Below are 13505 nucleotides of genomic sequence, written 5' to 3'. Positions count from 1 at the left end.
TTTCTAAAATCATTTTTGCATAAGGCACAGCCAGACATAAGCCGAATAACCAGCCATAAACCAGCCATGTTTTTATGAATTTTCGGATATAAACGAATTAAGGTAGCGCGCAACAGCCTTAACAGCAGTCATCGTTGCAGCATAATCCATATGCGTAGGACCAATTGATCCAATAAAAGCAGAGTCAGAATCAGCATTGTAGCCGTAAGCGCTTGTTACAACAGAAGCGTTAAGCAAACCAGGAGTATGCGTTTCCGAGCCGATTGCAACACTAACACCACTTGCACAATCGCTTGCTTCCTCACTTAAAGAAGTCATAAGTCGCATAATAACAGCCTGTTCTTCGAGTGCGTCAAAAAGTGAAGCAAAATCAACAATACTTTGTCTATGCGCAAGTTGAGAAGCTCCAGCCATGTATAAGTCGTGAGCATGCTCACCGTCATGCATATCTTCTAAAGCGTTAGCAAGTTGACTAATAATTTGCAAAGCTGATGCTAAATCTTTGTGATTTGCGAGCGCATAAACGCGTTGTGAAGCAGATGAAAGGGATAGCCCAATGCAGCACTCATTAACCATATTAGTTAGATGCAATAAGTCATCTGAATTTATATTAGTTGCTTGAATCATGTGCTGAGCTACGCCTCCAGCATCTGTAATCACAACAACCAAAAGCGTAGAAGACGATACTTGAACAATCTCAATTCTTTTTACTTTTGACTTAGACAATGCTGGAGATGCTACGAGAGCGACTTGACCCGTAATACTTGCAAGAAGACGTGCGGAACGTTGCAAAGTATCTTGTAAACTGACAGATCCGCTTAAAAAGTTACGTATAGCGCGACGCTGCGGTTCAGAAAGTGGAATAACAGAAGCCAAACCGTCAACAAAGTAGCGATAGCCTTTTTCAGTAGGAATACGACCTGCAGAAGTGTGCGGTTGAACAAGGTATCCCTCCTCTTCCAAAGCCGACATATCGTTACGAATAGTAGCTGAACTCACACCAAGCTGATGATGCTTTGCAAGAGCCGCAGAACCAACAGGCTCTTGAGAACGAATATAATCCTCAACAACTGCGCGCAAAATCATCATGCGTCGTGACTGCATTACCACTCCTTACAAACACGTCTAAATACTATATTCCTATAGTAGTCTATTTCTTAGCACGCAACAGAACATAAAAGCAAACTTTTGACACACTTTGTAACATATTCGTCGCGCGCGAAAGATAGGATTGAAGGGCAATGAGAGGGTAAAAAGCCAGCGTAAGCTGTGCTTAAAAACCCGGATTATTGGAAGGAAAGTAGATCACATGACCGATTTCAACTGGTCTGCATTAGACGAGCGCGCCGTAAAGATGGCGAAGGTTCTCTCGGCTGATGCTGTTGAGCGAGCAGGACACGGACATCCTGGCTCCCCTGTTTCATTAGCACCGATTGCGTACACATTGTACCAGCATTTCATTAAGCACGATCCAGCTGACCCAAAGTGGGCTGGCCGCGATCGTTTTATTCTTTCTGGCGGTCACGCTTCGCTTACGCAATACGTGCAGTTGTTCTTCTCTGGATACGGCTTGACTCTTGACGATCTCAAGTATTTCCGTGGCGGTGCAGACACGCGTACTCCAGGCCACCCAGAATACGGCTTGACTCCAGGCATCGAAATGACTACTGGCCCACTCGGTCAGGGTCTTGCCTCTGCTGTTGGTTTTGCTTATGGTCAGCGCTTTGAGCGCGGTCTTCTTGATCCAGAAGCTCCAGCCGGCACTTCCCCATTCGATCACAAGGTTTGGGTTATCTGCGGCGAAGGCGACGTTGAGGAAGGCGTTTCTTCTGAAGCTGCTTCCTTGGCTGGAAACCAGAAGCTTGGCAATTTGACTGTAATCTTCGATGCAAACCATATTCAGATTGAAGGCGACACTAAGCTCACCTTCTCTGAGGATATTCTTGCTCGTTACCGCGCATACGGTTGGTACACCGATGAAGTTAGCTTCATCCAGCCAGACGGCTCCTACAAGGAAGACGTTCAGGCTTTGGCTGCAGCTATTGAAAAGGCTCAGGAAGTTACCGATAAGCCTCACTTCATTAAGGTTAATACTTTGATTGCTTGGCCAACCCCAGGCAAGACTAACAACGAAGCTTCCCACGGCTCTAAGCTTGGCGAAGAAGCTGTGAAGGGCTTGAAGGAACTTTGCGGTTTCGACCCAGAAGTTCAATTCCCAATCGACGAAGAAGCTTTGGCTCACGCTCGCAAGGTTGCAGAGCGCGGCTTGGCTGCTCACAAGGCTTGGGATGAAGCTCTTGCAAAGTGGACTGCCGCCAACCCAGATAAGGCTGCTCTCTACGAGCGCATTAAGGCTGGTAAGCTTCCTGAAGGCTTCGACAAGGCTATTGACGACTTGGTTGCTGGCTTCGAAGTTGGTTCTAAGGTCGCTACCCGTAAGGCTTCCGGCGCAGTTCTTAACGCAATTGCTGCCGTTATGCCAGAACTTTGGGGTGGTTCCGCTGATTTGGGCGGCTCCAACAACACCAACATTAAGGGTACTGACTCCTTCGGTCCATCCGAGGATGCAACTCGCACTTGGCCAAATGTTTCCGAGTACGGTCGTCAGCTTCACTTCGGTGTGCGTGAGTTCGCAATGGGTGCTATTACCAACGGTATTTTGCTTGGTTCTGACACTCGCCCATTCAACGGCACCTTCTTCCAGTTCTCTGACTACGAGCGCCCAGCAGTTCGCTTGGCTGCTTTGATGGAGATTCCAAACCTCTACGTTTGGACCCACGACTCCGTAGCTTTGGGCGAAGATGGTCCAACTCACCAGCCAATCGAACACTTGACTGCTTTCCGCGCTATTCCTCAGCTTGAGGTTGTACGCCCTGCAGATGAGTACGAAACTGCTGAAGCTTACCGTTACTTCTTCGAGAAGAAGAACAGCTACCCAACTGCCATGATTTTGACCCGCCAGGGCGTTCCAACCCTCGCTGAGACTGCTGAAAAGGCTCGCGAAGGCGTAAAGCACGGCGCTTACGTTTTGGTTGATTGCGAAGGCACTCCAGACGTAATCATCATGGCAACCGGTTCCGAAGTTCAGTGGGCTGTTGCTGGTGCCAAGACTTTGGCAGCTGAAGGCATTAAGGCTCGCGTTCTTTCCATGCCATCTCTCGAATGGTTCGAAGAGCAGGACGAAGAGTACAAGGAAGAAATCTTGCCAAAGTCCGTCAAGGCTCGCGTTTCCATCGAAGCTGGCTTGGCATTGCCTTGGTACAAGTATCTTGGCGATTGCGGCAAGGCTGTTTCTATCGAACAGTACGGCTTACAGGGTGACGGCGGTCAGAACATGATCGACTTGGGCATTACTGCTGAGCACGTAGTAGAAGCTGCTAAGGCTTCTATCGAAGAAGCTCGCGCTTAAGTAAATAAGCGAAATAAAGCTTGATGTATCAAAAGAAAATTGATATGTCACAAAACTAGAAGTGCTGACGAAACACTTCGCAAGAAACAGCGACGGCGTGTTGATGCCGAGCTACCGTTGGTTCGACATCAACCGCTGTTTCTTGTAAAAACGCCAAACTACCGACGTGCCCCAATTGGTGGAGCACAGTGTTAAGGAGATAACATGACTGAAGCAACGCAGCGCACCAGCGATTCCGGCGTTTCTATTTGGTTGGACGATTTGTCCCGTACCCGCATTGAGTCCGGCTCTTTGCAGGATTTGATTGCTAATAAGAATGTTGTTGGCGTTACCACCAACCCATCCATCTTCCAGAAGGCTTTGAGCCAGGTTGGCCCATACGATGCACAGCTTAAGGAACTCGGCAAGGTCGACGTTGAAACCGCTATCCGCGAGTTGACCACCACCGACGTTCGTAACGCAACCGATATCTTCCGCGAGATCGCTGAAAAGACCGACTTCGTTGACGGTCGCGTCTCCATCGAAGTTGATCCACGCTTGGCTCACGATACTGCTAACACTGAGAAGCAGGCTGAAGAGCTTTGGGCAAAGGTTGATCGTCCAAACGTTATGATCAAGATTCCAGCAACTTTGGAAGGTCTTCCAGCTATCACCGCTACCCTTGCTAAGGGTATTTCTGTGAATGTAACCTTGATCTTCTCCCTCGAGCGCTACGAGCAGGTTATCGACGCCTTCATCGAAGGTATCGCTCAGGCTGCCGCTAACGGCCACGACTTGAAGCACATTGGTTCCGTAGCTTCCTTCTTCGTCTCCCGCGTTGATACCGCTGTTGACAAGCTCCTCGAAGCTAACGGCTCTGCTGAAGCTAAGGCTCTTGAAGGCAAGGCTGCTGTTGCTAACGCTCGTTTGGCTTACGAACTCTTCGAGAAGAAGTTCGCAGCTGACCCACGTTGGGCTGAGCTTGAAGCCAAGGGTGCTAAGAAGCAGCGTCCACTTTGGGCTTCTACTGGCACCAAGAACGCAGCTTACTCCGATTGCAAGTATGTTGACGAGTTGGTTGCTGAGCATGTTGTTAACACCATGCCAGAAAAGACTTTGAACGCTCTTGCTGACCATGGCAACGGTGCTGCTTCCATTAAGGGCACTTACGAAGAGAGCCACGCTGTTATGAACAAGCTCGCTGAGCTTGGCATCAACATCAAGGACGTTACCGACAAGCTTGAGGCTGACGGTGTTGCCGCCTTCATCAAGTCTTGGGATTCCGTGATTGCTGACGTGCAGTCCGGCATCAATCGCGTAAACGCCTGATTTGATTAATCAGTAATAAACAAATATAAACCGCACATGTTCGTGGATTAATTCACACATGTGCGGTTTTTGTTTAACTTACAAAGTGTTCAAGCAGCTAATAACTTAATTATACAGTCACTTAATTAATACAGCTTAATCACTTAATAGACTATAGCTTCTTAGTACAGTTTAATATAACTTAATCATTGTCGTCATCGCTATACGACGAATCGCTGCTATCGTCCGATGAAGAACTATCGTCGTCCGATGAAGAACTATCGTCGTCCGATGAAGAGTCATAATCGTCAGAAGAGGAATCGTCGTCGGAGGAAGAATCATCGAAAGGATTCGGCAAATCTGAACCTATCTCACTTTGACTTTGCTCAGAAGTATCAACAGTATAAGTATGATCATTTCCATCTTTATCGGATATCGTGAAATGATAAACGCCAGAATAAACAAGCAAAGTGCACGAATCATCATATAATGAACAATTTGTAATAGTAAAGTTTTCACAGTTAACTTTTATATTTCCAATACTAGAAACATTGTTAACCTTAATCTCATCTGCTAAAGATCCAATATCAATAACATACTTTTTAAAAATTAAAAAGTCCGTCCCATTAGGTCTAAGCAATAAATTCTTATTTACTTTTTTGCCATTAACTTCATACGTTACGTTAACTTTGTAACAAGTATCCGTATTTACATTTAATCCTCTTGACCCAAAATTTCGGACTTCATAAACACTTTTGGACAATCCTGCAATACATTTATATTGGGACGTATAATTAACTACAAATCCTGAAGTCTTAGATTCATTAGCGTAATTATCATACAATAAACCATAACTACCGTTAGTTTGGAAACCACTTAATCCTAGAGATTTCTCATATTCAGAAGTAGCACTAGTATAGTGACCCGCAGAAATCATATCCATATACTTTTTAGCAACAGCTGTAGGAGAATAAACTAAATTATCAATAAGGATATACGCGCCACCAAGCAAAACAACAAGAGCAGCAAAGATACATGATGCTATTTTTATTTTTTTTACTCTCGACTTTTTAAGCATTGCATCATAGTCTTGAACTTCAAAAGCTTGAGAATAATCCTGCTGAGGCACAGCGCCTGCTTGATACGCATAATCAGAACCATATTGCTGATTTTCATAACCATATTCATATTGCGGAGTATTTTGATACACCTAAGTTGGAGAATACTGTGTAGTAATAGTCTGCGTTGGAACAGCCTGCGTATATTGCGTTTGTGTGTTTTCATATTGCTGATTATTTCCATCAATTAAACCACCGCAAGAATCACAAAAGATAGAATCATCCTTGTTACCCGCTCCACATAGGTTGCAATATTTCATAAGCTATTCCTCTACTCTTTTACTCATTTGCAATAAGAATTTGCAACATGATTAAGTTATATATATGCACTTATATTAATTATATTAAACCAATAAATTAGCAAAAACATAATAAAATTATTAATAAAAACTAACAGTAACGCTAGAAAACAAATGCCAAAGAAACTTACTGCAAATGTTCAACAGCAGCTCTCAGTCAGGTCGTCAGCGCACACAAAACACAACTAAATTCCCAATAAATTACCACACTAACCTGCCCTGCCTTCGTCTTTACCGACGAAGGCAGACCTCGCTTGCGTTGAAAGCACACCGCGCTTTCAACCCTAAGCAAGCTCGGCGCTCCGAATTGCTTTCGCGCGCGCTGTGCTGCGCTCAAGCAGGTCGTCGCGCTCACAGAAACTCAGCCATAACAATCGGCAAACATTCAATCGCACCAACGCGCTGATAGTCTTTAGTGTAAATCAGCAACTCGCGCGCAATACGCGAAGAAAACTTGCGCGAGAAAACATCAAGCGAAGCATGAGTTTTATAGCCAGAACTTTTCACTTCAATCGGCACAATTTTATTATTTTCCGCAATCAAAAAATCAATTTCGTAATTGCTCCTGCCACGCTTTTCCGTACTAATCGCAGCACCACCACTTGTGCCATCACTATTTGCGCAATCGCATTCGTCAATCAGATCCTCCGCAAAAGTGTGATAATACAACTCGTGCCCATGCGCACTCAACATTTGCGCAACCATATTCTCATAAACGTACCCAAGATTCGCCTGCAACTTACCGCTAAGCAATCGCGCGTAAATATCATTGCTCGTAAACGACTTATCTTTAAAAGCCAGCGTAACAAACAATCCAGTATCCGCAAGAAAAAGCTTAAATTTAGTCAAATCCTTATACTGAGCCATTCCTGCAGAAGGGTCAGAAGTATGATTCGCAATGAGAACGGTTCCGGAATCCTTTAACTGTGCGAGCTGCTCAAGAATATCATCCGCACCCTTACCAGCAAGAACGCTAGAAACGTGGTATCGCGACGTGTTAGACATAAGTTGTGCAGGAATAGCGTCGAAAATTGCGGAAATTTTACCAGTCGCGTCAATCTTCCTAAAATCATCCTCATACAGTGAAAGAATGTTGCGTTTCACTTGATCCACAGCACTAAAATCGTTAGTCTCAATATAACTTTCTACAGCTTGCGGCATCCCACCAACCAGCATATAAAGACGAAAATCTCTCAGAATCTTCCTGTACGCAGCCTGACCGATTGGCTTTTTAGAATCATATAGTTTACGCAGAAGCGGAATCGTAACTTCATCACCAAGCGCGCGAGTGAACTCCTCATAATCCATCGGATACATTTTCAACTTGTGTTCTTCGCTAGGAATAAGAATATCCTTAACATTTTTGTGAATCGAAATTAGCGAACCGGTTTCTATATAGTCGTATCTTCCGTCGCTTACTAAAGCTTTTATGGCTTGACGTGCTTTAGGGCAAAGCTGTACTTCGTCGAAGACAATGCAAGATTTGCGCTCTTTTAAGCTTGTTTTGTACGCTAGCTGCAGCTGCAAGAAAATATAGTTTACGTCCGAAAGGTCATCAAACAGCTCCTTTACTTCTTTCGATGCGGTATAAAAATCAACAAGAATGTAGCTTTCGTACTCATTTTGGACGAATTCTTTTACGATTGTCGATTTGCCTACGCGACGCGGACCTTCGATAAGCAGCGCTGTTTTGCCGTTGGACTCGCGCTTCCAGGCTAGCATTTCGGAGTAGATTTTGCGTGGGAATTTGAGGGTTGATTCATCACCTTCGTAAACCATTGTAATTCCACCTTTCTTCCCAAAATTGACAATTTTATTTTAGCGCATTACCCCAAAATCGACAATTTTATTTCGCAAATTTACCCCAAAATCAGCATTTTTAATACTCTAATATTCAATAAGCGCAGGTACATATACGCTGTACCTTCAAAAGTTACTAACGCAGAAAACATACTGTACCAGTAACAGCAATCACCCAAACACCGTTAAAAACTAAGTCAACAAGATGAGAAAATAACAGTAATAATAGCAATAGCAGCAATGAATCCAAACAAACTAATCGTGCATCAACAAATACTCTGCCTCAAAACAGGCGCATCTGTGTTTGCTTCAATGCTTAGCACATTAGGATTATCAATTGCAAGTTTTGTTCTAAAAAGAAGAAAACAAGCTAAAAAAATAGTTTACTCATAAAACTAGTAAACTCTAACTAGCCAAACCGCACATGCACGTGGATTAATTCCATCTCATGTGTGGCTTGTTTACATTTGCGTCCAAAAACAAGAAAACGTCCGTAAATTTTGCCAAAACGTCCGTATTTTGTAGAACGCGTCCGATTTACTGCTATTTGCGTCCGATTTTTCACTATTTTCCGTCCGATTTTGCCCGTTTTCAGACACGCGCGCAGTACGGTTACTGCACTCGTGCCAGAAACAAAATAAGCACCACGCTACAGCCTAGTAACGCTTAATTAATTCTTTCGAGAGCTACCATATTGAATCATATTGTTAACGCTATCCTTGCTAATCAAGAGTATAACTCGACAATATTTAGATGCGTCGATGTTGGAATTAATGTTTGCAAACGTACCTGGATTATATATTTCACCGCACTTATCGGAAGGGTTATATCTCATGAATACTCCATAGTCGCCATGGAAATAAACACTTACACCTTCCTTCTTATTCTCATAATCTTTTTTCAATTTTTTTAATTCATCTTTCAAAAAAGAATCATTCGGAGCAATAGAATTAGCTAAACAGCTTGCTTTATTAGCAAAGTCATCAAAAGACGAGAAATTATTCTTTATATAAATATCTTCCCTATTATATAAAGGCTCCTTAGCAGACTCTGTGATGCCACAATTAGTAGCACCTAAACCAACAGCGCCATCGCTTTTACTTATAGCACTGACATTATTACTGTTAACACCACAACTGCACAAACACATTACAGCAGCAGCCATTGCAACAGACGCAACTATTCTCTTAAACATGCTAAAACAACTCCTTCGCAACAAATAAAAACTACTACTATCGTGTTCGATGATTCATCCTAGAATTTAACTTATTAAAATCGTCAACACTGAGAGCATGAAACTCAATACCTCTATAAGGGCGTGACGTTATTACATACGAACGTCCAACATAATTAATAAACGAGAGGTCATTTTCTTTAAAGTAGTCATTAAGATTATCAGGATTGTACTTGCTGAATGTTCTCTCAACTTTAGAAGCTAATTCTAAAGCTTTAGGATCATCAGGATTTAATTCTTTGATAACGCACGGAACAACTTTAGTCAAAGAATGCAAAAGACGACTACTATTTTCTCTAGAATACTCAGGTATAGTGCTATCATCAACGTAACCAGGATCTTCTACGTATTCTTGGTAAGAAAGTGCAGTATGTTCCAAATATCCAGATGAGACTTGCCATTCAGGGATATTGCATGCAATAGCTGCCTCTCTAATAGTTACCTTTTTAGAATGATTAGTGACATTGTTAACAGAGCCCACAGCAGTGCCACTATTTTGAGCAGGCTCACCGCACGCGCTTAAACCACACATGCAACCAAACACCACAACTAAACAACCCGAAACAAGCCTACACTTACGTTTCACCTTCATACTCCTTATCACTACTTCGCGCTAATTTGCGCAGCTTCGCGCTACTTCGCGCTACCTTGCAATATTTAAAAAATTTCGCAATATTTATTTCTTTCGACCTAATTGATCAAGATTGAACTTGTTAAAATCTTCTTTCGTCATAATAAAAATATAATTATAACGATGTGCCTCATCGGAATTGCCACTGAACTTTACTAAAGGAGATGCCCAGTAGTACACATTTGGATCTTCAGGCTCAGCATTGTATTGCGCAATTGCAACAACATCCGAATTTAAATATCTAAAAGAAGTTTCCCCGTCAGTTGTACCTGTCATGTACATATTATCTTTATTTGCAGTAGAAATATTAGATTTTAGCAAGCACAATTTAGTTTTATTAAAACCATTAATCGTTTTAAAACCATTAATAATTGCCATGTTGTATTTAGAATATACAGGATCCTTCATGACTTTTAATCCACACTCTGCAGCTAACGACTTAATAGGATCTCCCGACGGACTCGAAGAATTTATTTTATAATTATTCTCACCGCATCCAGATAAACCCGTTAATGCTATTGATAAAGATGCTACAAAATATATAAATTTTTTTGCTCTACTCATAACTACTAATAACTCCATTATTTATACATATAAAAATCTAATAATCAATGGCTGATGTCGATATTATGAAATACGAAACTAACTCAATAATATTTTTGACATCAAACGGATGATTTGCTAATAAAAAATGCTTATTTAAGTTTTACTATTTTTATACCCTCGTAAGTAGGGTATACGTAATAAGTGTTACCCAAATATGGTGGCATATATTTGTCATAGTTTTCAAGATTAACAGAAATAGAATTGATATCTGAAGATTCTAACTTATCGCTAAATTTTTCTGCAACTGGGTCTCCAGGATTAACATTTTTTATTGCACAAGCATAATCTTTCTTAAATTTTTCTCCAGAAGCATCTTGGTCTCCTATAAGAACTGCATCAAAGAGATAATCATTTTCATCAGATTTCAATGGCTCGAAGTTGCATTTTTTAGCTACTTCTTTAAGAGATACATTTTCTGACGAATTTTTACTACTGGAGTCATTCGAAATGGAAGAACTGCTTGCAGAATCCAAAGCATTAGTAGATTCAAAACCACCATTAGAAGGCATATAGCTAGCAGAAGGCTCACCGCACGCACTCAAACCACACATGCAGCCAAGAGCCACAACCAAACAACCCGAAACAAGCCTATACTTACGTTTCACCTTCATACTCCTTATCACTACTTCGCGTTAGTTTGCGCAACTTCGCACTACTTAACGCTACCTTGCAGTCTTCGCTATATTTCGCGATATTTCTCAGCATTTCGCAATATTTAAAAACATAGCAAAAGCAAAATTTTCTCTCAACACTTACAAATATACTCCAACAACGCAGTAACAGCTATAGCGCACTTACTTTAAATGTTAAAAAACGTACACGCACGCAGTACAGAGTATACAAAAGATTCGTACGATTTTGATAATTAGAATAAATAGCCGCTAGAGCAATTCGTTTTGAAGCCAGTTGGCAACGCCGTCGTCATTGTTGGAAGCGCAAATCTCGTCCGCAATCGCAAGCAAACGCGGATTACTATTCGACACCGCTACCCCATAACCACCGGCACGGAACATGTCGATGTCAATAACATCGTCGCCAAAAACAACTGTGCGGCTAGGCTTCACGCCCAAACGATTGCAAATAACGTTCAGCGCATGCCCCTTATTTGCAAGAGGATTCGTAAGCATCCACAAAACGTCTTCGCTAATATGCAAAGAAAAATCGTCCGGAAGAATGCGCTGAAGCTGCTCTTTCTCGCTATCTCGCGGAACAATAATTATTTTGTCTGCAGTTCCGCGCGGCACATTTGAAAAGTCGGTAATAACAAAATCCTGTTTGCTCCAAAGCATACGAACGTCAAAATTCGTGTAACGAACGTCGTTCATAACAATACCAAGACGCAGCGTAGGGATTTTATCGAGCAAACGCAAACACACATCGCAAGCATGCTTAGAATCAAAACCAAAACGTAATAATGTGCTTATTTCACGCTGAGAAGTAAGCTCCGAAATCGTGCTATTAGCGCAATCAAAATCGATTAACGCGCCATTGAGATACGCACAAACTTGAGCATTTAAATCGTGAATAAAATCAAAAGCACTTCCGACAGGACGAGCCGTAATAATCGCAAGAGGAATTCCGTTTTCGCGCAAACACTTAGCTGCTTTCACAGTTTCGTTGCTTAAAAAGCGCCCTTCAAAAGTATCGGCATCGTGAAGCATGGTGCCATCAAGATCCGCAATTACTAAAGAAGGAGAAAAACGCATAATAATAAACACTTATATAAATAAAATGGGCGAATACAACGGGCAAATAAACAGTGAAGCAAGCTTTCAGTCAAAGCCTGCAAACAAAGCATATAAACAAAAAGCGCACAATCTGACAACCATGCGCTTTTCAAAAAGAATACTCAGATGAGCGAGAACTTAGTCATTAAGTTTAAAGCCACAATCACAGCAACCCAAATTAATGCAATAATAACCGTCCAACGATTTAAGTTCTTTTCTGCAACACCAGAGCTACCAGCGTTCTTCGTTAAACCGCCGCCGAACATGTCGGAAAGGCCGCCGCCCTTGCCCTTGTGCATCAAAATTAACAATGTGAGCAAAATGCTAGTGAGCACAAGCAACACCTGCAAAATAATCTTCACAGTGGACACAACCAACCTCCTGTTTTACAGTACCTGGTTAAGTCTAATAATAACCTTTGACCACTTAAGCTTATTTAGTTTCTAAACGTGTTTGTGCAGCCGTTAGTCGCACAATATTAGCAAGTTCTTGCGCATCAAGAGAAGCGCCACCAATTAAGAATCCATCGACATCTGGCTCCGCGATAAGACTTGAAGCATTAGAAGACGTTACAGATCCGCCGTAAAGAATACGGACAGTATCTGCAACATCGTCACCGAACGTAACACGCAAGTCTTCACGAATAGCCAATGCAGCTTCCTGAGCTGAATTAGCCGTGGCAACCATACCCGTACCAATTGCCCAAACTGGTTCGTACGCAATAATTAAACGCTTAGCTTGCTTCGCATCCAAATCGCGCGTTACATCATGCACTTGCCCTACAGCAAAATCGAGCGCAACACCCTGTTGACGTTCTTTAAGACTTTCACCAATGCAAAGAATTGGCTGCATTCCTGCGGCAAGCACAGCTCGAACTTGATCAACTATATTTGCATCATCTTCAGGATGATACTTGCGTCTTTCAGAATGACCAACAATAACCATTGAGCATCCAAGACTTGCAAGCATATCTGCAGAAACATCACCAGTAAAAGCTCCTTGAGCAGTAACAGAAACAGCTTGAGCTCCGTACAATATTGGCAAATGGTCAGACTCAACAAGAACTTGCACGCTTCTTATTGAAGTAAAAGAAGGCATAAGTGCAATTTCACAATCGTGATAGTCGTAATGCGCGTCACGCAGTAGCCACGCAAATTTTTGTATAAAATGCGTAGCTTCGCGGTGGTTGAAATTCATTTTCCAATTACCAGCGACTAACGGCTTTCTTTTGGAAACCATAATCACCCTTAAAAGTTTACGATTGAGATTAATAGTATTGCGCAAATTAGTGTTATGCCGACCTCGATTTACAAAGCGGATTCATAAAATCGAAAGTCGGCATAAGCGGAAATATTTAGTTTATACTTGCTCGCGTAAATATTACTTACTCAAGC

Annotated in this window: 13 protein-coding genes; 2 read left to right on the top strand and 11 right to left on the bottom strand. The window is 42.1% G+C overall.

All coding sequences use genetic code 11. The features are described 5' to 3' along the window. Positions 1-72 precede the first annotated feature (72 nt). Positions 73-1089: a heat-inducible transcriptional repressor HrcA gene (gene hrcA / locus HXT26_RS02120; protein ID WP_004106356.1), complete on the bottom strand. Its 1017-nt coding sequence runs from the start codon at positions 1087-1089 to the stop codon at positions 73-75. Positions 1090-1309: 220 nt separating this feature from the next. Between hrcA and tkt the strand changes: the two genes are divergently transcribed. Together tkt and tal are read left to right on the top strand one after the other, a co-directional pair. Continuing rightward, positions 1310-3409 (top strand): transketolase, encoded by a 2100-nt coding sequence (gene tkt / locus HXT26_RS02115; protein WP_422112062.1) that lies wholly within the window; start codon positions 1310-1312, stop codon positions 3407-3409. Between the two features lie 204 nt (positions 3410-3613). Next, positions 3614-4717, top strand: coding sequence for a transaldolase (gene tal / locus HXT26_RS02110; protein ID WP_422112061.1), 1104 nt, complete (start codon positions 3614-3616; stop codon positions 4715-4717). Between the two features lie 181 nt (positions 4718-4898). Here the strand turns inward: tal and HXT26_RS02105 are convergent, their stop codons facing one another. From HXT26_RS02105 to tpiA, 10 genes are all read right to left on the bottom strand, one after another. Next, complete coding sequence (locus HXT26_RS02105; RefSeq protein WP_422112060.1) at positions 4899-5906, bottom strand: hypothetical protein; 1008 nt, start codon at positions 5904-5906, stop codon at positions 4899-4901. Continuing rightward, entirely contained in the window at positions 5907-6074 is a 168-nt protein-coding gene (locus HXT26_RS02100; RefSeq protein WP_415706251.1) for a hypothetical protein, read from the bottom strand. Between the two features lie 390 nt (positions 6075-6464). Beyond that, positions 6465-7892, bottom strand: coding sequence for an ATP-binding protein (locus tag HXT26_RS02095; protein ID WP_415706249.1), 1428 nt, complete (start codon positions 7890-7892; stop codon positions 6465-6467). A gap of 691 nt (positions 7893-8583) precedes the next feature. Next, positions 8584-9108: a hypothetical protein gene (locus HXT26_RS02090; protein ID WP_422112059.1), complete on the bottom strand. Its 525-nt coding sequence runs from the start codon at positions 9106-9108 to the stop codon at positions 8584-8586. 37 nt (positions 9109-9145) lie between these two features. After that, on the bottom strand, positions 9146-9739 hold the full coding sequence (locus HXT26_RS02085; protein ID WP_410297044.1) for a hypothetical protein: 594 nt from the start codon (positions 9737-9739) through the stop codon (positions 9146-9148). A gap of 84 nt (positions 9740-9823) precedes the next feature. After that, entirely contained in the window at positions 9824-10342 is a 519-nt protein-coding gene (locus tag HXT26_RS02080) for a hypothetical protein (protein WP_410297324.1), read from the bottom strand. Between the two features lie 131 nt (positions 10343-10473). After that, positions 10474-10995, bottom strand: coding sequence for a hypothetical protein (locus HXT26_RS02075; RefSeq protein WP_410297042.1), 522 nt, complete (start codon positions 10993-10995; stop codon positions 10474-10476). Positions 10996-11265: 270 nt separating this feature from the next. Further along, positions 11266-12093, bottom strand: a complete 828-nt coding sequence (locus HXT26_RS02070; protein WP_415688449.1) for an HAD family hydrolase — start codon at positions 12091-12093, stop codon at positions 11266-11268. A 140-nt stretch (positions 12094-12233) separates the two neighbouring features. Continuing rightward, complete coding sequence (gene secG / locus HXT26_RS02065) at positions 12234-12482, bottom strand: preprotein translocase subunit SecG (RefSeq protein WP_004119067.1); 249 nt, start codon at positions 12480-12482, stop codon at positions 12234-12236. 61 nt (positions 12483-12543) lie between these two features. After that, a complete protein-coding gene (gene tpiA, locus HXT26_RS02060; protein ID WP_422112058.1) occupies positions 12544-13350 on the bottom strand; it encodes a triose-phosphate isomerase in 807 nt (268 codons plus the stop codon). Positions 13351-13505: the final 155 nt, after the last annotated feature.

Source organism: Gardnerella sp. DNF00497B (genome assembly GCF_049262725.1).
In the GTDB taxonomy this organism is placed as follows: domain Bacteria; phylum Actinomycetota; class Actinomycetes; order Actinomycetales; family Bifidobacteriaceae; genus Bifidobacterium; species Bifidobacterium leopoldii.
This window is presented reverse-complemented; position numbering and strand designations above follow the sequence as displayed.